Source organism: Streptomyces sp. 549 (assembly GCF_030124175.1).
Classification (GTDB): domain Bacteria; phylum Actinomycetota; class Actinomycetes; order Streptomycetales; family Streptomycetaceae; genus Streptomyces.
On record NZ_JASKMT010000027.1, the window covers coordinates 18,552 to 37,779 of the forward strand.

A 19,228-nucleotide genomic window follows, 5' to 3' on the forward strand; every position below is an offset into this window, starting at 1 on the left:
TGGGCCACCAGGGACGCCTGGCGAAGGGGACTCGACCAAATGCTGGTCAAAAATGCTTATCCGGAGCTAACGGGCAAGATGGCTATGGTAGGTGCTCCACTGGACACCACCAGAGCCAACAGGGGAGGTGCGGCCACGGCCGGGGACCGGGGGGTGCTGAGGCGTCTCCGCAGGTCGTCCGTCGGGCCAACATCCGTGACCTACACCGCTGACCGCAGCAACGCCGCCGACTCCTCCTCCGCCGCTGCGCCGAGAACCACGGCGACGTTCACCACCGACGCGGACAGCCAGGCGTGGTCCCCGCCCTCCTGGGCGGAGATCGTCAGCACGCACAGCTCACGGGTCTACCGCCTCGCGTACCGGCTGACGGGCAACCAGCACGACGCCGAGGACCTCACGCAGGAGGTCTTCGTCCGTGTCTTCCGCTCGCTCTCCACGTACACGCCCGGGACCTTCGAGGGCTGGCTGCACCGCATCACCACCAACCTGTTCCTGGACATGGTCCGCCGCAAGCAGCGCATCCGTTTCGACGCGCTCGGCGACGACGCGGCCGAGCGGCTGCCCAGCCGCGAGCCCTCCCCCCAGCAGCACTTCCAGGACACCCACTTCGACGCCGACGTCCAGCAGGCGCTGGACACGCTGGCGCCGGAGTTCCGCGCCGCGGTGGTGCTCTGCGACATCGAGGGCCTGTCCTACGAGGAGATCGCCGCGACGCTCGGCGTGAAGCTCGGCACGGTCCGCAGCCGTATCCACCGGGGGCGTTCACACCTGCGCAAGGCACTCCAGCACCGCTCCCCGGAGCGCCGCGCGGAGCAGCGTGCACTGGCCGAGGCGCCCGTCGTCACCGTGGGCGCCCCGTTGGAGGGAGGCGACAGCGCGTGAGCGGCACCACGGAACCGACCGTGGCCGAGCAGCACCTGGGGGACCGACTCGCCGGTCTGATCGACGGCGAGCTGGGCCACGAGGCGCGCGAGCGGGTGCTCGCGCACCTCGCCACCTGCCACGGCTGCAAGGCGGAGGCCGACGCGCAGCGCCGGGTGAAGAACGTGTTCGCCGCCGCCGCGCCGCCCCCGCCCTCCGACGGCTTCCTCGCCCGTCTGCAAGGCCTGCCGGCAGCCGGCGGCCCCGATGACGGCGGTCCGGGGCACCCGGGTGGGCATCCGGGGGGCCTGCCCCCGCTGGAGCTGACCTACCTGCCGACGGCCGCGCCGGGCGGCGGCATGCACCCGCAGCGCGGGTTCCGTATCCACCGGTCCGTCGAGAACGAGCGTGCCGCCTCCCGGGGGCGCCGCTTCGCGTTCGCCGCGGCCGGCGCCTTCTCGCTGGCCGCCGTCGCCATCGGCGGCGCGCTGGGCACCGCCGCGCCCGGCGGTTCGGCCACGTCGCAGGCCGGCAGCCCGGCCACCACACTGCCGCGCACGCTGCCCGCCGGGCCCGCCGAGCGCGCCGCGGACCGGCGCGGGGACTCCCTGGTCCCGGTGCGCGCCGCGCGCACCAGCATGCCGCCGGCGGCCCCCCGTACCCGACTGCTGCGCAGCCCCGACGGCCTGGCCTTCGGCCCGGTGGCCGCGAGCTTCCGCACGCCGACGCCGTCGGCGGGACTGCTGTCCCCGCCGCCGCTCAGCAGGGCGGCGCACCCGGTCGTCTACGACATGAGACCGACGCCCGAGCCCGCGGCGGCACCCGGGCCGAGCCCGGCCGGGGGCAACAGCCCGCTGCGCGTCTCCCCCTGATCGCGGCGGCCCACTGCGGCGGTCCGCTGCGCGCCGCGCCCGGCACCTGGTTGAATTCAGCAGCGAAGCCGCCCAGTCCCGGGCGCGAGGGCGAGTGTGGGGAAACGCGAAATGGACGACGCTGAGGCCACCGGGATGAAGCCCAAGTGGTGGAGCCGTCCGCACCGGCCCGCCCACGGCGAGCAGCCGCCGGCTGCGGCCCCCGAAGCGGCACGGCCCGTGCCGCTGCACGGCGAGGACCCCTACGGCACGCCGCCCTACGGCGGCCCCGGCCCGTGGGCGCCCGCCCCGCCCGTCCAGCGCCCCGCCGCGGGCAGCACCCCCGCAGGCGGCACGCCCACCGGCGGCGTTCCGGTAGCAGGCGCTTCCGCTGGCGGCGCTCCGGTGGCGGGTGCGGCGCACACGGCGGCCCATGAGTCGTCCAGCGCGCCGCAGCGCCCCGCCGAGCGGCCGCTGTCCCCCGAGCCGGGCCACCCCCAGCAAGGCCCGCAGGGCCCGCCAGGGGCGCCCGCCGACCCCTCCGGTACGGCGGGTGTGCCGGGCGCCGGGGGAACGGCTGCCTGGCACCGCTACGACCCGTGGGCGACCGCGCCCGACCGCGAAGGCGGCGGCGCGCTCCCCACACAGGCCTCCCAGCCCCCTCAGTCCTCGCGGTTCGGCAGCGACGGACGCGGCCGGCGCGGCCCGCTGCTGGCGGGCGCGCTGGCGCTGGCGCTGTTCGCAGGCGGTGTCGGCGGAGTGGTCGGGGCCGCGCTGGAGCGCGGCGGCGGCATCGGGGACCTGGAACTGCCGCAGGCGGCCCCGGACAGCGCCGAACGTCCGGCGGACAGCGTGGCGGGCATCGCCGCGGCGGCGCTGCCCGGCGTGGTGACCCTGCATGTGCGCGGCTCCGGGGAGCAGGGCACCGGCACGGGCTTCGTGCTCGACGAGCGCGGCCACATCCTCACCAACCACCACGTCGTGGCGCCCGCCGGGGAGAGCGGCCGGATACGGGTGACGTTCAGCGGCGGCGAGACGGCCACCGCCCGCATGGTCGGCGGCGACAGCGGCTACGACCTGGCCGTGGTCAAGGTCGACGGGGTCTCAGGGCTGAAGCCGCTGCCGCTGGGCAACTCCGACTCCGTGCAGGTCGGCGACCCGGTCGTGGCGATCGGCGCGCCCTTCGACCTGGCCGGCACGGTCACCTCCGGCATCATCAGCGCCACCGAGCGCCCGATCACCGCGGGCGGACGGCAGGACGGCAGCGACGTCAGCTACGTGGACGCGCTGCAGACCGACGCGCCGATAAACCCCGGCAACTCCGGTGGGCCGCTGATGGACTCCAAGGGGCGTGTCATCGGCGTGAACAGCGCCATCCGCGCCGCCGACCAGGGCATCGGCGCGCCCGGTGAGCGCCAGGGCGGCTCCATCGGCCTGGGCTTCGCCATCCCCGTCAACCAGGCCAAGCGGGTCGCCGAGGAGCTGATCAACACCGGCCGTGCCACCCACCCGGTGATCGGCGTCAGCCTGGACATGTCCTTCGACGGCGACGGCGCCAAGGTCGGAACACCCGACGGCGAGGGCCGCGCGGTGGTGCCCGACGGCCCGGCCGACGAGGCGGGCGTCAAGGAGGGCGACGTCATCACCGCAGTGGACGGCTCGCCGGTACGCACCGGCGAGGAGCTGATAGTGAAGGTGCGCAGCCACCGACCCGGTGACCTGCTGGAGTTGACGGTCGAGCGCGAGGGCGACACGCGGACCTTCGAAGTGACCTTGGGCACGTCGGGCGGCGAGTGACCGTGCGGCCGCCCGAGGTTCGCCCCGCCGACTCCCGCAGGCCGTCCGGGGGCGGGTACCGTGGCGTTCGGAGATCTCACTCCGCAGAGGTCATGGACGAAACGCAGGGAGCCCGCGGTGTTCTTCGACATTGGGTCACTCGAGTTCGTGGTGCTCATCGTCCTGGCCGTGCTCGTCTTCGGCCCGGAGAAGCTGCCCAAGATGATTCAGGACGTGGCCTCCTTCGTCCGGAAGATCCGGCAGTTCTCGGACTCCGCACGGGACGACATCCGCAGTGAACTCGGCCCGGAGTTCAAGGACTTCGAGTTCCAGGACCTGCATCCCAAACGGTTCGCGCAGAAGCACCTGATGGAGAACGACGAGCTGGGCCTCAAGGAGATCCGCAACGGCTTCGACATGCGCAAGGAGCTGGCCGAGGTCTCCGACGCGGTGAACGGCCGCGAGAGCGCCGCCACGGACGCCGCGAGCGGCGCGGCGGAGACCCCGCCCGCCGCCTCGGCCGGCGGCACCGCCGACCGCCTGCGCAAGAAGGACGCGCCCGCCGCGGTGCAGCCGCCCCCCTACGACTCGGACGCCACCTGACACGCCCCTGTGCGCCCCCGGAGCCTCCGGCGGCTCTCCGGGATACTCCGGCCTTCCCGCCCTCGTCGGTGAGGGTGGCTATCCTCCCTGTTGTCCGGGGTCGGGCCGTCCGAGGGGGGCAGGCCGCCCAGCACACAGGGCAACGAGGAGGCTTCGCGCAGATGGAGACGACGAGTCGGGCAGGCGCGCCCGGGCGCGCGGCGGTCCCGCAGCGCACCCGCGGCACGGTGGACGGCTACCTGGCGGCCGGCTTCCCGTGGTACGGCCTCGACGGGGCGTTCACCGGCCCGCGCTGGCTGATGCAGGTCGGTGCGGGCGCCGACGGGACGGTCGAGCACGGTGCCACCGGGCACGGTGAGCCGCCGTCGTTCCGGGCGGACACCGGGCAGGAGAACCAGCGCTTCGCGGTGGTGGTCACCGTCGCCAGCCGGCCCGTGCGGCAGAGCGCGGACGGCGCCGGCCTGCTGGACGCCACCTCGGTGACGTCGGCGGCCTGGCTGGCCGGGTCGGGTCTGCTGTCGTGCACCTGGCCGACGCAGATGGAACGCCACCTGCGGCAGAACTGGCTGGACCAGCAGACCGACATCGCGTGGGACCTGGCGGAGAACCTGGACGGCGAGGGCTGGTCCACGCTGTCCCTGCCCGTCGACGGCGTGCCGGTCGACTTCCGCTACCGCGAGTCGGAGTACGGCTGGGTGCTGGCGGGAGCGGCCGGCGGCGACGTCCACCTGGGCGCCTACGGCCGCGGCATGAGCGCCTACGGCCTCGGCTTCTCCGTCGTCACCGACATCGCCGGATACGAGCACTGACAGGTCCCTGACCCGGCCGCCCCGGGGCGGGGCGGGGCGGCCGGTCAGGGAGTCCGTCAGAACTTGTTGCGCGGCGTGAGCCCCAGGGACATGCCCTGCAGGCCGCGCTGCCGCCCGCCCAGCTTGCCCGCCACCGCGCGGATCGCCGCGCCGGACGGGGACTCGGGGTCGGTCAGCACGACGGGACGGCCGTCGTCGCCGCCCTCCCGCAGCCGCACGTCGATCGGGATCGCGCCGAGCACCGGGACCTGCGTGCCGGTGGTACGGGTCAGGCCGTCGGCGACGCGCTGGCCGCCGCCGGTACCGAACACGTCGATCATCTCGTCGCAGTGCGGGCAGGGCAGCCCGGACATGTTCTCGACCACGCCGACGATCTTCTGGTGCGTCTGGACCGCGATCGAGCCGGCCCGCTCGGCGACCTCCGCGGCGGCCTGCTGCGGTGTGGTGACGACCAGGATCTCCGCGTTGGGGATGAGCTGCGCGACCGAGATGGCGATGTCGCCGGTGCCCGGCGGCAGGTCGAGCAGCAGCACGTCCAGGTCGCCCCAGTAGACGTCGGCGAGGAACTGCTGCAGGGCCCGGTGCAGCATCGGTCCGCGCCACACCACGGGCGCGTTGCCAGGGGTGAACATGCCGATCGAGATGACCTTCACACCGTGCGCCGACGGCGGCATGATCATGTCCTCGACCTGCGTCGGGCGGCCCTCCGCGCCGAGCATGCGCGGCACCGAGTGCCCGTAGATGTCGGCGTCGACCACGCCGACCTTCAACCCGTCGGCGGCCATCGCCGCCGCCAGGTTGACCGTCACCGACGACTTGCCGACGCCGCCCTTGCCGGACGCCACGCAGTACACCCGGGTCAGCGAGCCCGGCTGGGCGAACGGCACCTCCCGCTCGGCCTGGCCGCCGCGCAGCGACGAGGCCAGCTCGCGCCGCTGCTCGTCGCTCATCACGTCCAGCTCGACCTGAACCCCGGTGACGCCGTCGACGGCGGCCACCGCGTCCGTCACCCGCTGGGTGATGGTCTCCCGCATGGGACAGCCGGACACGGTGAGATAGACACCCACGGCGACCGACCCGTCCGCGGCGATCTCCACGGACTTGACCATGCCGAGATCGGTGATGGGGCGGTGGATCTCCGGGTCGTTCACCGTCGCCAGCGCGGTGCGCACTGCTTCCTCGGTGGGTCCGGATCCGTACGTGTCGGTAGCCATGTGTCGATGGTACGGCGAGACGGGGACCACCCATCATGGGCGGTGCCCGCGGAGGGGGTAGGGTGCGGGTGCTCAGGCCTCGACTCAGGAGGAACAGCCGACGTGACAGCACGTGCCCGCACCTGCCGTGCGGCTCTGGTGGCAGCGGTCTGCGCGGGTCTTGCGGCCACGGGTTCGGCCTGTGCCACCGAGGACCCCGACGAGGGCACCAACGGCGTCGGCAAGCTGTCCGCGGCGAAGATCGAGCGGTCCGCGAAGAAGGCCGCCGGCGCGGCCGAGGCGGTACGGCTGTCCGGCAGCATCATCAGCCAGGGCCGCACCTACCGCCTGGACATGAGGCTCAACGACTCCGGGGGAGTGGGCGAGGTCTCCACGAAGGGCGGGTCCCGCTTCGAGCTGCTGCGCGTCGACGAGGACCTCTTCCTGAAAGCCGACGCCGAGTTCTGGGTGCAGCAGGAGAAGGACGGCAAGGACTCCACCGAGGGCGACCGGGAGGCGGCCCGCAAGCTCGACGGCAAGTACGTGAAGGTGCCGCCCGGCGACCCGGCCTACAAGCAGCTCAGCGGCTTCACCGACATCAACGTGATGCTCGACGGACTGCTCGTCCTGGACGGCGCACGGGCCACCGGGGAGCGCGGCGAGGTCGGCGGGGTCAGGACGGTACGGGTCACCGGTGCCGACGGGGAGGGCGGCAAGCTCGACGTGGCGCTCATCGGCACGCCCTACCCGCTGCGGCTGGAGCGCGGCGGCGGCGGGGGAGTGGTGGAGATGGCCGACTGGGACAAGGAGTTCCCGCTGCGGGCCCCGGACAAGAACCAGGTCGTCGACTACGGCCGCCAGATCACCGCCGGCGGCGACTGACCGCTCGGGCGGCTGCCGGCCGGCAGCCCGCCGACGCGGTTCAGCGCCGCTTGCGTCCCCGCAGCAGCAGACGCGGCAGCGCCGCCGGGGCGAGGCGGCTGGTGGTGGCGGGCGTCGGCAGCGGCACGGCGGCGGTGGACGTGGCGGGCATGTCGCCCGGCCGCTGCTCCGCCTCCCCGGCCGGTTCCAGGCGCAGCACCCGGCAGTCGCGCTGCCAGCGGTCGAGCACGGTCTCGAAGTCGGGCGCGTTGAGCCGCTTGCCCTTCAGCTCCTCGGCCGCCGCCTGCCACCGCTCACCGCCCGGGGCGAGTTCCACCACCCGGGCCGGCCAGACGACCAGCCGACCGCCCTTGTCCTTGCTGCGGGCCGTCACCGTGGCGGTGCCGCCGTCGACCAGGCCGAGCCCGGCCAGCGGCTGCTCCTGCGGCCCGGTGACCGCGTCCTCGTCCGCGTCCGCCGCGCCGACCACGCAGACCGCGCCCTCGTGCCACACGTGCCACAGCGGCCGGGCCGGGCCCTGCGGGCCGCGGACCCACACCAGCGCGGACTTCTTCGCCGACTCCTCGATCAGGGCCCGATCGTGCAGTGCCCGTTCGTGCACGGCACTGTCGCTCGGGGCCCGGTCGGACGACGGCTGCTCGGCGGTCTCGGTCATGGGCAGACCCTACCCGCAGGCAGGCCGGCTCAAGGCTCCGTCCCGCAGCATGAAACGTCAGTACCGCGTGACCGGAACGAGCCTTACTCTGGGCGGGCAGGCCGCGTGGTACCGACATCTCCATGCGCCCGGACCTGAGAGGAGCCGTCGTGCCCGCCGCCGAGCAGCGCGTCCCCCGCCCCGAACCGGCCCCCGGCTCCGCCCGGCCCGGCCGGGGCGTCGACCTGTTCCTGCTCACGGTCGCCATCTCCGGCATCTCGCTGTCCGCGCCGCTCATCGCGGCGACCGCCGCCCCCGCGCTGGCCATCGCGTTCTGGCGGAACGCCATGGCGATGGGCGTGCTGACCCCCGTCGCCCTGCTGCGGCACCGGTCGGAGCTGCGCCGCATGAGCCGCCGCACCTGGCTGCTGGCCGGTGCGGCCGGGGCGCTGCTGGCGCTGCACTTCGCGCTGTGGCTGCCCAGCCTGCACATGACGTCGGTGGCGTCCTCCACGGCCCTGGTCACCACCACCCCGATCTGGACCACCGTGCTCCTGCGGATGCGCGGCCACCGGCCCCCGCGGATGGTCTGGGCGGGCATCGGCATCGCCTTCCTCGGCGTCCTGCTGCTGACCGGTGTGGACCTGTCGCTGTCGCCGCGCGCCCTGGCGGGCGACGCACTGGCGCTGGCCGGCGGCATGGCCGCGGCGGGCTACGTGCTGCTCGGTGCCGAGGTCCGCCGCACGGTCTCCACCACGGCCTACACCTTCGTCTGCTACGGCACGACCGCCCTCCTGCTGCTGGTCGCCTGCCTGGTCAGCGGAGCCGACCTGGGCGGCGGGTACAGCGCCGAGACGTGGCTGAAGCTGGCCGTGCTGACGGTTGCCGCCCAGTTGCTCGGCCACTCGCTGCTCAACCGGGTGGTGCGCGGCCTCGGCCCGTCGGTGACCTCCACCGCCATCCTGCTGGAGACACCCGGCGCCGCTCTCATCGCGGCCCTGTGGCTCGGGCAGACGCCGCCGTTGGTGGCCTACCCGGCGCTCGCCGTGATCATGGTCGGCCTGCTGGTGGTGCTGCGCGCCTCCGGCCGCTCGGCCGATCCGCAGCCCGCCGTACCGCTGCCGACGCCCGCCCAGTCCCCCGCCCCGGCCCGCACCGAGCAGTGACCACCGGGCACTGAGGGCATTGAGGTCACTGAGCACCGGGCACCAAGCGCTGCCGGTGATCGCCCCGGAACATCAGCCGCCGTGTCGTGCCTCCCCCTCCAGGTGGGCGCGGAAGGAGCGCGCGGGCCGACCGGTGAGGCGCTGGACGGTGTCGGTGACGCGGTCCTCGGACCCGCCGGCTATGGCACGGTCCAGGTCGGCCAGCATCGCGGAGAAGCCCGCCGGGATCACCGCCGCGAGGCGGTCGCGCATCTGCGCGTGGGACAGACGGCGGTGGACCACGGGCCGACCGGTCACCTCGGTGATGGCCGTGGCGACGTCGTCGTAGCTGAGCGCCTCCGGCCCGGTGAGGACCAGACCGTCGTTGGGGGCGTGCTCGACGGTCAGGCAGTGGACGGCGACGGCGGCGATGTCCTCGGCGGCGACGAACCCGACCCGGCCGCCCCCGGTCGCGCTGCTGATGACGCCGTCCTCGCGGATGCTCACGGCGTGCGTGTGGTCGCCGGTGAAGTTCTGCATGAACCACGAGGGGCGCAGTACCGCCCACTGCTCGAACAGGTCGGGCAGGGCCTGGTGCACCGCGCCCACCGCCGGCCCGCCCTCGGGGATGGCCGAGGAGCTGAGGAGCACCGCGCGCTGCACGCCGGCGGCGCGGGCCTGCCGGAGGAACGGCAGCATGACCGCCGCCGGGTCCAGGTCGCCCGGGGGCGGTATGAGGTAGACGCGGTCGACTCCGTCGAGCGCCGCGGCGTGGGTGGCGGGGGCGTACCAGTCGAAACGGGCCGCCTCCGTGCCGGGGACGGGTGTGGCGTTGCGGCTGGCGGCTCTGACACGGTGGCCGGCGGCCGCCAGCTGCGCGGCGGTGCGGCTGCCGGTGGTGCCGGTCGCGCCGATGACCAGAGTGGTGCCGGTGGTGTTCATCGCATGCTCCCGGTGGAGTCGGTGCCCGGTTCGAGGGCGGCGAGGGGGTTCCAGATGTCGCGGCAGCGGGTGACGCCCCCGTCCCGAACCGTCACGACGGCGACGCAGGTCGTGGCGAAGGGGCGGTGGGCGAGTAGGATGCGGACCCGGGGTCCGGTTTAACAATACGGACCCTGGGTCCGTTTCGCAAATGGAGAAGCAGCATGCCGGAACGCAAGCCCCGCAAGGACGCCGCCCGCAACCGGGAGGCCGTCCTCGTGGCCGCCGACGCCCTCTTCGCCCGCCGCGAGAGCCCCGAAGACGTCACCATGGCCGACATCGCAGCAGCGGCCGGCGTCGGCAAGGGAACCCTCTTCCGCGCCTTCGGTGATCGCCTGGGACTGCTCCGCGCGCTGTACGAGGCGCGGCTCGAACCGGTCAGGGAGGCCGTCGAGGCCGGCCCGCCGCCCCTGGGGCCCACCACCCCGCCGCGGCAGCGGGTGATCGCCCTGCTCGACGCCGTCCTCTGCTTCAAGCTCGACAACCGCCGCCTCGCCCTGGCTCTGGAGGAAGGCGGGAGCGGAAGCCCGTACCAGGCGGAGCACTACGAGCGATGGCACGGACTGCTCCGGGGCGTACTGGACCAGATCCCCGGCATGTCCGACAGCGACTTCACCGCCCACGCCCTGCTCGCCGCCACCCGGGCCGACCTCGTCGAGCACCTGGCCGGTCAGGGGCGTGCGCCGCGCGAGAGAACGCGCGCGCAGTTGGCGGACTTCGCCACCAGGGTCCTGACCGCAGGGCCTTCCGAGGGAAGCACCGCCGAGCGCTGACCGGGACCGGGCGGGCTCCTGACGCGCGGAGCTGCCTGCGGCTCGGGCCGGGCCGCCCGAGACGCTGCCCGGCCCGTGCGGGCCGTCAGAGCCAGCCGTTGCGCTTGAAGCCGCGGTGGATGGCGTAGCAGATGGCCAGGATCGTGCACAGCACGGCCGGGTAGCCGTACTTCCACTCCAGCTCCGGCATGTAGGAGAAGTTCATGCCGTAGATCCCGGCGATCATGGTCGGCACGGCGAAGATCGCCGCCCAGGCGGTGATCTTTCGCATGTCCTCGTTCTGCGCGACCGTCGCCTGCGCCAGGTTCGCCTGGAGGATCGAGTTGAGCAGGTCGTCGAAGGACAGCACCTGCTCGGTGACCCGGGTGAGGTGGTCGGCGACGTCCCGGAAGTAGTTCTGGATGTCCGGGTCGATCACCCGCATCGGACGCTCGCTCAGCAGCTGCATCGGCCGCAGCAGCGGCGACACGGCCCGCTTGAAGCCCAGCACCTCCCGCTTCAGCTGGTAGATGCGCCCCGCGTCGCCGCCGCGCGCCGACCGGCCGCCGGGCGGGGAGAAGACGTCCGTCTCCACCTCGTCGATGTCGTTCTGCACCGCGTCGGCCACCGCCAGGTAACCGTCGACCACCTGGTCGGCGATGGCGTGCAGCACCGCGGACGGGCCCTTGGCCAGCAGCTCCGGGTCGTCCTCCAGGCGGTGCCGAAGCGAGCGCAGCGAGCCCTGCACCCCGTGCCGGACGGTGATGATGTAGTCCCGGCCGGTGAAGCACATCACCTCGCCGGTCTCCACCACCTGGCTGCTGGCGGTCAGCTCCGCGTGCTCCACGTAGTGCAGCGTCTTGATGACGGTGAACACCGAGTCGTCGTAGCGCTCCAGCTTGGGCCGCTGGTGGGCCTGCACCGCGTCCTCCACGGCGAGCGGGTGCAGCCCGAACTCCTGGGCGATGCCGGAGAACTCCTGCTCGGTGGGCTCGTGCAGCCCTATCCAGACGAACTCCTGCCCGTCCCCGGCGCGCACCCGGCGCAGGGCATCGGCCGGGGACAGCGCCTCGCTGCACCGGCGTCCCGCGCGGTAGACCGCGCAGTCCACCACCGCGCTGCGGGCCCCGCCGTCCTCACGCACGCTCTTGTAGGCGCCGGAGCGCTCCCGGCGGCGGACCGGGCGCACCGCGGCGCGCAGGTCACGGATCATCGACATGCTGGGCTCCTTCGCGGACGTTCACGCGGAACGAGCGGCCAGCGGCTGGGGGACCCGAGCGGGGGCGGCCGGGTGCCCGCGGCACACCGCGGGCACAGGGGACGCACACAGAGACGGGTCGGCAGGAAACGCTGCCTGGATTAGGGACCTACGGCAGGACCGCGACACTGGGGGCCGGGCCGGGGGTCTCCAAAGCGGGCACCGATCAGGTAAGCCGCTGCCGGTACGGATGGTGGCTGCTACTGCACGGTCGACTTGGATCCATGCGAGCCCCACCTCCTCCGGCCGATCCCCTGAGGGATGACGTGCACAGGTCTGAACGGACCCGGCAAGAACCGCCACCGTAGCACCGGCGCACTGTCCGGCCTGCGCGGAACGGCCCTCGGCGGGCACTTCTTTGCCCAATCCATACGAGGCATAAACTCGCCGCATGACACGTGTTCTCGAACTGGTCGAAGCCCGGCTGCACTCGGCGCTCGGCGAGCCGGACGCCAGGGCGTCGGTGACGTTCCTCGGCACCGACCGGATCGAGGTGCTGCGCTTCCCCGGCGAGGAACCGTCCGGCCCGCTCGTCCGCTACGCCACGCTCGGCATGTCCGCCGCGCCGATGGCCGACCCGGCGGCCCTGCTCGCCGACCCCGACCGCGGCCCGCGCGCCGAACTGCTGCTGTCGGTGCGGGCGGTGGCCAAGGAGGTCGCCGACACCGACAAGGTGCTCAGGGCGCTCGCGGTGCTCGCCGCCTCCCCGCAGGTCGAGGGGGTGGTGGTGGCCCCCGGCGCGTCCCTCGACCTGGGCGAGCCGCTGTGGCCGGGCGCTCCCTTCCAGTCGGTGCTGGTCGGCGAACCGGGCGGCCTGGTCGCAGACCTGGAACTGGACGAGCCGGCGGACCCGGTCCGCTTCCTCCCGCTGCTGCCCATGACCCCCAACGAGGCGGCCTGGAAACGCGTCCAGGGAGCGCAGGCGCTGGAGGAGCGCTGGCTCGCCCGCGGCACGGACCTGCGCGACCCGCGTCGTGCATCCGTACCCCTGACCGGGTGATCGTCCTTGACTGGGGGGCCGCGGGGTAGGACCGTGGACACCTATGAGGGGCGAACCCAGTTGCCCGAAGTGCGGTGGCCGGGTCAGGGCGCCCGGTCTCTTCGCCGACTCCTGGCAGTGCGACGTGCACGGCACGGTGCACCCGCTGCAGCCGGTGCTCCCGCCGAGCGTCGAGGCGCTCGGTGTGGTCGTCAACCGCACCCATGTCCCCGTCTGGATGCCGTGGCCGCTGCCGGTGGGCTGGCTGTTCACCGGTGTCGCCTGCGCGGGTGACGACCGCAGCGGGGGCCGCGCCACCGCCGTCGCCTGCTCCGGACCGGCTCCGCTCGGCGGACCGGGCGAGCTGCTGCTGATCGCCGAGGAGCTGGGCGTCGGCCTCGGCGCCCGCTACGCGGGCCTGCCCGGGCCCGACCCCGGGCCGCACATGGCGGTCGAGAAGCCGCCGCACGCCAAGGTGCTGGCCGGCGGGCGCCCCACCCCGCTGTGGAACGTGCAGGGCGTGCCGGAGGACCGGGCCGTGTTCGCCGGTGAGGCGTGCGGGCTGTGGCTGTGGGCGGTCGTCTGGCCCGAGCAGTCCGGGCTGCTGATGTACGACGAACTGGTGCTGACCGACCTGCGCGACGCCGGCGCCGAGGTCGACCTGCTGCCCTGCGGCGCGCTGTCCCCCCGCATCCTGGGCTGACGCCCGCGGCCACGGCCGGTCGCCGCCCCTGACCCGGCCCCCGTCCCGGGCAGGGGCCGCCGCAACGGCGTGCTCTACCCTGGGACCTCGTCCCGTCCGTCCCCGTGCCGTGGGAGTCACGCCTGTGCGCATCGACCTGCACACCCACTCCACCGCGTCCGACGGGACCGACACCCCGGCCGAGCTGATCCGCAACGCCGCAGCCGCGGGGCTCGACGTGGTGGCCCTCACCGACCACGACACCGTCGGCGGCCACCGGGAGGCCGCGTCGGCGCTGCCGGCCGGACTGACACTGGTCACCGGAGCCGAACTGTCCTGCCGCCTCGACGGCGTCGGCCTGCACATGCTCGCGTACCTCTTCGACCCGCTGGAGCCGCGCCTGGCCGCGGAGCGCGAACTGGTCCGCGACGACCGGGTGCCCCGGGCCCGCGCGATGGTGGAGAAGCTGCGCGAGCGGGGCGTGCCCGTCACCTGGGAGCGGGTCTGCGAGATCGCCGGCGACGGCGCCATGGGCCGCCCGCACATCGCCACCGCACTCGTCGAGGCGGGCGTCGTGGACACCGTCTCGGAGGCCTTCACCGCCGACTTCATCGGCAACGACGGCCGGGCGTACGTCGACAAGCACGAGCTGGACCCGTTCGACGCGCTGCGCCTGGTCCGCGACGCGGGCGGCGTCACCGTGCTGGCCCACCCGCTGGCGGCCACCCGCGGGCCGTGCCTGTCGGAGAAGTCCGTCGCCGAGCTGGCCGAGGCCGGGCTGGACGGCCTGGAGGCCGACCACATGGACCACGACGAGGCGACCCGGGCCCGGCTGCGCGGCCTCGCCGCCGACCTGTCGCTGCTGGTGACCGGCTCCAGCGACTACCACGGCAGCCGCAAGACCTGCCGACTCGGTGACCACACCACCGCGCCGGACGTGTACGCCGAGATCGCCGCCCGGGCCACGGGAGCGTCGCCGCTCACCGGCTGAACCGCGCGCCCGCGCCCATCGGGCCGGCACGCGCCTCACCCGCCGAACCCGGTGCCGCGGCCCGCAGTACCGGCGGCGGCCCGGGCGCCGCCCGCCCGACCTTCCCCCTTCCGCTCCTCCCGCAAGGCACCACCGTGTTCGACATCGCCGTCTTCGGCTCGCTCTTCCTCACCCTGTTCGTGATCATGGACCCGCCGGGCATCACCCCGATCTTCCTCGGCCTCACCTCGGGCCGGCCGGTCAAGGTGCAGCGCCGCATGGCCTGGCAGGCGGCCCTGGTCGCCTTCGGCGTCATCACGCTGTTCGGCCTCTGCGGCAAGCAGATCCTCGACTACCTGCACGTGTCGATGCCCGCGCTGATGGTCGCCGGCGGGCTGCTCCTGCTGCTGGTGGCGCTCGACCTGCTCACCGGCAAGTCCGACGAGCCCACGCAGACCAAGGAGGTCAACGTGGCGCTGGTCCCGCTGGGCATGCCGCTGCTGGCCGGACCGGGCGCGATCGTCTCCGTCATCCTCGCCGTGCAGCGCGCCGACGGCGTCGGCGGCCAGGTCGCCGTGTGGGCGGCCATCGCCGCGATGCACCTCGTGCTGTGGCTGACGATGCGCTACTCGCTGCTGATCGTCCGGCTCATCAAGGAGGGCGGCGTGGTGCTGGTGACGCGGCTGTCCGGCATGCTGCTGTCCGCCATCGCGGTGCAGCAGATCGCCAACGGCGTCACCCAGTTCATCCAGAACGGCTGACCGCCCGGCGGGCAGGACCGGCACCCGCGGTCCCGCGCGCCGGGGGCAGGACCGGCCGTCAGGACCGGCCGTCGGTCTCGTGCGTCAGGGCCGCGCGTCAGTCTCGTGCGTCAGGGCCGAGCGTGCTCCGGCTGCTCCCGCCAGAACGCGGCGAGTGCGGCGGCCGTCTCGGCCGGGCGTTCCGCGGCGGGGGAGTGCTCGGCACCGGTGATCACCGTGCGGTGCGCGCCCAGCAGCGCGGCCATGGCGTCGAGTTGCTCCACCGGCCAGGCGTAGTCCACCGCCCCCGACAGCACGTGCGTCGGCGGCAGACCGCCGGAGCCGGCCAGCCCGGCAAGCTCGGCGACCCGGTCCGGTTCGGCGAGCAGCTGCGCGGCGGTGGCGAGCAGCTGCGCGGGGACCGTCCGCAGCCAGCGTTCCCGCAGGAACGCGGCCACCTCGGGCGGCGTCTCCGCGTCGGCGGCCTCGGGCGGGTCGAGATCGCGCATCGCCTGCCAGATGTCTTCCATGCCCAGCACCGGCAGGGCGCCCATCAGCAGCTTCAGCCGCTCCTGCTGCCCGGCGGCGATCGCGCCGGGGCCGCTGCTCATCAGGGTCAGCGAGCGGAACGGTGACGTGTCGCGCAGTACCGCCTCACGGCAGAGCAGTCCGCCCAGCGAGTGGCCCAGCAGGTGCACAGGACCGCCGCTGAGCGCCGCCACCTGCGCGTGCACGTCCGCGGCCAGCTCGGCCCGCGTGTAGGCGCTCTCCCGGTCGGGCCCCGGGGTCTCGTACTGGCCGCGGCCGTCCACCGCCACCACCCGGAAGCCGGCCTCCGCGAGCGGTTCCAACACCGCGATGAAGTCCTCCTTGCTCCCGGTGAAACCCGGCACCAGCAGCGCGGTGCCGCGCTCCGGACGGCCGGCGTCGAGGACGGCGAACGGGCCGCGGGCGGTGTCGAGCAGGTGGGACCGCGCACCGGGCGGCAGGGAGAGGGTCGGCGGCTTGCTCATGCCGCCGACGCTACCGGCCCCGGCCTCCGGCACGTCCTCCGACCCGGCCGCCGGGGAGTCACGGGCGCCGGACAGCATGATGCCGGGACCGGCCCCGAGGTGGGGGCCGTCCCGGCATGATGCCGTGGTCGGTGCGGCGCGGGCGCGCGGGCGGGGTCCCGCCCGGGCGGTCCGTCAGGCCTCGGCCGTCGGCGCGGTGGCGCCGCCCTGTGCGGCGGAACTGCGGGTGCGGCGACGGCGGCGCGGCTTGCGTGCCGCGTCCGACTCCGGCGCGGCCTGCCCGGCGTCGTCCACGGCGACGGCAGCCTCACCGGCGGCCTGCGCGGCCACCGGCTGCGCCTCGGCGGGACGGGCGGCGCGTGTGCGGCGACGGCGGCGCGGCGTGGCCGGGCCCTCGGGGCCCTGCCCGCCCTCGGCACTCTCGGCAGCCTCAGCAGCGGCCGGCTGCCCGGCGTCCTGCCCGGCGTCCAGCGGGGTGACCTCGGAGCCGTCCGCGCCCTGCCCGCCGCGGGTGCGGCGGCGCTGGCGCGGCGTGCGGGTACGGGCCGGCGGCTCCTCGGTGGCGGTCTTGCGGCCCCGGCCGCGACCGCCGGGCTCGCCCAGGTCCTCGACCTCCTCGGCGGAAAGCCCTGCGCGGGTGCGGTCGGTGCGCGGCAGCACACCCTTCGTCCCGGCCGGGATGCCCAGCAGCTCGAACAGGTGCGGTGACGTGGAGTACGTCTCCTCCGGCTCGGCCAGGCCCAGCGCGAGCGCCTTGTTGATCAGGGCCCAGCGCGGCATGTCGTCCCAGTCGACGAGGGTGATCGCCGTACCCGAGGCACCCGCACGGCCGGTCCGGCCGATCCGGTGCAGGTACGTCTTCTCGTCCTCGGGCGTCTGGTAGTTGATGACGTGGGTGACGCCCTCGACGTCGATGCCGCGGGCGGCGACGTCGGTGCACACCAGCACGTCGACCTTGCCGTTGCGGAAGGCCCGCAGGGCCTGCTCACGGGCGCCCTGGCCGAGGTCGCCGTGGACCGCGCCGGCGGCGAACCCGCGGCGGGTCAGCTGCTCGGCCACGTCCGCGGCGGTGCGCTTGGTGCGGGTGAAGACCATCGCGAGCCCCCGGCCGTCGGCCTGGAGGATGCGGGACACCAGCTCGGGCTTGTCCATGTTGTGCGCGCGGAACACGTGCTGCTTGGTGTTCGCGACGGTGGCGCCCTCGTCGTCGGGCGAGGTGGCGCGGATGTGCGTGGGCTGCGACATGTAGCGGCGGGCGAGCGAGATGACCTGGCCCGGCATCGTCGCGGAGAACAGCATCGTCTGCCGCTTCTGCGGCAGGTACTGCATGATGCGCTCGACGTCCGGCAGGAAGCCCAGGTCGAGCATCTCGTCGGCCTCGTCCAGGACCAGGGCGCGCACGTGCGACAGGTCGAGCTTGCGCTGACCGGCGAGGTCGAGCAGCCGGCCCGGGGTGCCGACCACGATGTCGACGCCCTTGCGCAGCGCCTCCACCTGCGGCTCGTAGGCCCGGCCGCCGTAGATCGGCAGGACCCGGACGTTGCGGACCTTGCCGGCGGTGAGCAGGTCGTTCGTCACCTGCTGGCACAGCTCGCGGGTGGGGACCACCACGAGGGCCTGCGGTGCCTCGGTGAGCTTCTCGGGCTTGGCCCGGCCCGCTTCGACATCCGAGGGGACGGTCACGACGTTCAGGAGCGGCAGGCCGAAACCGAGCGTCTTGCCGGTGCCGGTCTTGGCCTGGCCGATGACGTCCAGACCCGACAGGGCGACCGGGAGCGTCATCTCCTGGATGGGGAAGGGGTGAACGATGCCGACGGCCTCAAGGGCCTCGGCGGTCTCGGCCAGGATGCCGAGGTCGCGGAAAGTAAGGGTGGTGGACAGGATGCTTGCCTCTTCTGTGTGACGCGGCAGGAGGCGGCGAGGCGGGTCGTACCGCGTCACACACGAAGTCGACGTGCGACGCAGGACCACTAGCTCTCGCTCAAGCGCTCATACCGCGCGAGCGGCCCCTCACCGTGGGGAGGGCGGTCTGGTCGGAGCCGATCGTGCCACCGACCGGGCATCCGCGTTCAAGGACTTCCGAACTCGCTCCCGCGACGACGTCCCAACGAGGTGCTGGAACCTTCTCGGCTCCGGCAACGTGCTGGCTCGCTGCGCCGGGGGCGCGTTCGGACAAGACCTCCGCGTTACGTCGGTCTCCATATCACTGTACCCCGGAACGGCGCAGGTGTACCGGGCACGAGTTCGCCCACCCACCCCCACGGGCCGCTCGGCCTTGCTCCCGCGGGGTTTCCGGGCAGGTGGGGGCGGCTATTGTGCGCAGCATGGAGACGTCTGAGACCCCTGACACCCCGGACCCGCGCGGCGCGTCCGAGCAGACCGGTATCGCCGCCAAGGACTGGGTTGCGGCCTCCGCCGACCCGCAGTACCGGGCCGCGGTGGTGGACCTGCTGGGAGCGCTGGCCTACGGGGAGCTCGCGGCGTTCGAGCGGCTGGCCGAGGACGCCAAGCTCGCTCCGACGCTCGCCGACAAGGGCAAGCTGGCGGCGATGGCCTCCGCCGAGTTCCACCACTTCGACCAGCTGCGGGACCGGCTCACGCAGATCGACGTGGACCCGACGGAGGCCATGACGCCCTTCGTCGCCTCGCTCGACGAGTTCCACCGGCAGACCGCGCCCTCCGACTGGCTGGAGGGGTTGATCAAGGCCTACGTGGGCGACTCCATCGCGTCCGACTTCTACCGGGAGGTCGCCGCGCGGCTCGACTCCGACACCCGGGCGCTGGTGCTGGGGGTACTCGACGACACCGGGCACTCCAGCTTCGCCGTCGAGAAGGTGCGCGCCGCCATCGAGGCGGAGCCCCGGGTCGGCGGGCGGCTCGCCCTGTGGGGCCGGCGGCTGATGGGCGAGGCGCTGTCCCAGGCGCAGCGGGTGGTCGCCGAGCGCGACGCGCTGTCGACGATGCTGGTCGGCGGGGTGGCCGACGGTTTCGACCTGGCGGAGGTGGGCCGGATGTTCTCCCGCATCACCGAGGCGCACACCAAGCGCATGGCGGCTCTGGGCCTGGCAGCCTAAGGGCTGTCCTTGGTCCCGACCTGAC

19 protein-coding genes are annotated in these 19,228 nt (G+C 73.9%); 13 read left to right on the forward strand and 6 right to left on the reverse strand.

What is annotated here, in order from left to right:
• Positions 1 to 84 precede the first annotated feature (84 nt).
• The 5 genes from sigE (at position 85) to QNO07_RS23085 (ending at position 4,900) form a co-directional block, all read left to right on the forward strand.
• The gene (sigE, locus tag QNO07_RS23065; protein ID WP_283994268.1) at positions 85 to 882 is read left to right on the forward strand and encodes an RNA polymerase sigma factor SigE; all 798 of its coding nucleotides are present in this window, start codon (positions 85 to 87) and stop codon (positions 880 to 882) included.
• Positions 879 to 1,733 carry a zf-HC2 domain-containing protein gene (locus QNO07_RS23070; RefSeq protein WP_283994217.1) on the forward strand — a complete coding sequence of 285 codons (855 nt, stop codon included), beginning with the start codon at positions 879 to 881 and terminating at the stop codon, positions 1,731 to 1,733. Before sigE ends, QNO07_RS23070 begins: the two co-directional genes overlap by 4 nt.
• 111 nt (positions 1,734 to 1,844) lie before the next feature.
• Positions 1,845 to 3,509, forward strand: coding sequence for a S1C family serine protease (locus QNO07_RS23075; protein WP_283994218.1), 1,665 nt, complete (start codon positions 1,845 to 1,847; stop codon positions 3,507 to 3,509).
• A gap of 117 nt (positions 3,510 to 3,626) precedes the next feature.
• Positions 3,627 to 4,091, forward strand: coding sequence for a sec-independent translocase (locus QNO07_RS23080; protein WP_283994219.1), 465 nt, complete (start codon positions 3,627 to 3,629; stop codon positions 4,089 to 4,091).
• Positions 4,092 to 4,252: 161 nt separating this feature from the next.
• Positions 4,253 to 4,900, forward strand: coding sequence for a hypothetical protein (locus tag QNO07_RS23085; protein WP_283994220.1), 648 nt, complete (start codon positions 4,253 to 4,255; stop codon positions 4,898 to 4,900).
• A 56-nt stretch (positions 4,901 to 4,956) separates the two neighbouring features.
• Here the strand turns inward: QNO07_RS23085 and QNO07_RS23090 are convergent, their stop codons facing one another.
• A complete protein-coding gene (locus QNO07_RS23090; RefSeq protein ID WP_283994221.1) occupies positions 4,957 to 6,114 on the reverse strand; it encodes an Mrp/NBP35 family ATP-binding protein in 1,158 nt (385 codons plus the stop codon).
• 102 nt (positions 6,115 to 6,216) lie between these two features.
• Here QNO07_RS23090 and QNO07_RS23095 point away from each other — a divergent pair, with 102 nt between their 5' ends.
• A complete protein-coding gene (locus tag QNO07_RS23095) occupies positions 6,217 to 6,975 on the forward strand; it encodes a hypothetical protein (protein WP_283994222.1) in 759 nt (252 codons plus the stop codon).
• A gap of 40 nt (positions 6,976 to 7,015) precedes the next feature.
• On the opposite strand, the gene QNO07_RS23100 is transcribed toward QNO07_RS23095, so the two are convergent.
• Positions 7,016 to 7,630, reverse strand: coding sequence for a hypothetical protein (locus tag QNO07_RS23100; RefSeq protein WP_283994223.1), 615 nt, complete (start codon positions 7,628 to 7,630; stop codon positions 7,016 to 7,018).
• Positions 7,631 to 7,752: 122 nt separating this feature from the next.
• Here QNO07_RS23100 and QNO07_RS23105 point away from each other — a divergent pair, with 122 nt between their 5' ends.
• A complete protein-coding gene (locus QNO07_RS23105) occupies positions 7,753 to 8,775 on the forward strand; it encodes a DMT family transporter (RefSeq protein WP_283994224.1) in 1,023 nt (340 codons plus the stop codon).
• 72 nt (positions 8,776 to 8,847) lie between these two features.
• On the opposite strand, the gene QNO07_RS23110 is transcribed toward QNO07_RS23105, so the two are convergent.
• Positions 8,848 to 9,696: an NAD(P)H-binding protein gene (locus QNO07_RS23110; protein WP_283994225.1), complete on the reverse strand. Its 849-nt coding sequence runs from the start codon at positions 9,694 to 9,696 to the stop codon at positions 8,848 to 8,850.
• A 203-nt stretch (positions 9,697 to 9,899) separates the two neighbouring features.
• On the opposite strand from QNO07_RS23110, the gene QNO07_RS23115 reads away from it, so the two are divergent.
• Positions 9,900 to 10,508: a TetR/AcrR family transcriptional regulator gene (locus tag QNO07_RS23115; RefSeq protein WP_283994226.1), complete on the forward strand. Its 609-nt coding sequence runs from the start codon at positions 9,900 to 9,902 to the stop codon at positions 10,506 to 10,508.
• An 85-nt stretch (positions 10,509 to 10,593) separates the two neighbouring features.
• On the opposite strand, the gene corA is transcribed toward QNO07_RS23115, so the two are convergent.
• Complete coding sequence (corA, locus tag QNO07_RS23120; RefSeq protein WP_283994227.1) at positions 10,594 to 11,706, reverse strand: magnesium/cobalt transporter CorA; 1,113 nt, start codon at positions 11,704 to 11,706, stop codon at positions 10,594 to 10,596.
• A 430-nt stretch (positions 11,707 to 12,136) separates the two neighbouring features.
• Between corA and QNO07_RS23125 the strand changes: the two genes are divergently transcribed.
• The 4 genes from QNO07_RS23125 (at position 12,137) to QNO07_RS23140 (ending at position 15,137) form a co-directional block, all read left to right on the forward strand.
• A complete protein-coding gene (locus tag QNO07_RS23125; RefSeq protein ID WP_283994229.1) occupies positions 12,137 to 12,745 on the forward strand; it encodes a suppressor of fused domain protein in 609 nt (202 codons plus the stop codon).
• A 43-nt stretch (positions 12,746 to 12,788) separates the two neighbouring features.
• Positions 12,789 to 13,427, forward strand: a complete 639-nt coding sequence (locus QNO07_RS23130) for a DUF6758 family protein (RefSeq protein WP_283994230.1) — start codon at positions 12,789 to 12,791, stop codon at positions 13,425 to 13,427.
• A 124-nt stretch (positions 13,428 to 13,551) separates the two neighbouring features.
• Positions 13,552 to 14,397 carry a PHP domain-containing protein gene (locus QNO07_RS23135; RefSeq protein ID WP_283994231.1) on the forward strand — a complete coding sequence of 282 codons (846 nt, stop codon included), beginning with the start codon at positions 13,552 to 13,554 and terminating at the stop codon, positions 14,395 to 14,397.
• 134 nt (positions 14,398 to 14,531) lie between these two features.
• Positions 14,532 to 15,137: a MarC family protein gene (locus QNO07_RS23140; protein ID WP_283994232.1), complete on the forward strand. Its 606-nt coding sequence runs from the start codon at positions 14,532 to 14,534 to the stop codon at positions 15,135 to 15,137.
• A gap of 110 nt (positions 15,138 to 15,247) precedes the next feature.
• On the opposite strand, the gene QNO07_RS23145 is transcribed toward QNO07_RS23140, so the two are convergent.
• Together QNO07_RS23145 and QNO07_RS23150 are read right to left on the reverse strand one after the other, a co-directional pair.
• Complete coding sequence (locus QNO07_RS23145) at positions 15,248 to 16,129, reverse strand: alpha/beta fold hydrolase (protein WP_283994233.1); 882 nt, start codon at positions 16,127 to 16,129, stop codon at positions 15,248 to 15,250.
• Between the two features lie 174 nt (positions 16,130 to 16,303).
• A complete protein-coding gene (locus tag QNO07_RS23150) occupies positions 16,304 to 18,070 on the reverse strand; it encodes a DEAD/DEAH box helicase (protein WP_502961912.1) in 1,767 nt (588 codons plus the stop codon).
• A 383-nt stretch (positions 18,071 to 18,453) separates the two neighbouring features.
• Here QNO07_RS23150 and QNO07_RS23155 point away from each other — a divergent pair, with 383 nt between their 5' ends.
• Positions 18,454 to 19,203, forward strand: a complete 750-nt coding sequence (locus QNO07_RS23155) for a ferritin-like fold-containing protein (RefSeq protein ID WP_283994235.1) — start codon at positions 18,454 to 18,456, stop codon at positions 19,201 to 19,203.
• Positions 19,204 to 19,228 lie beyond the last annotated feature (25 nt).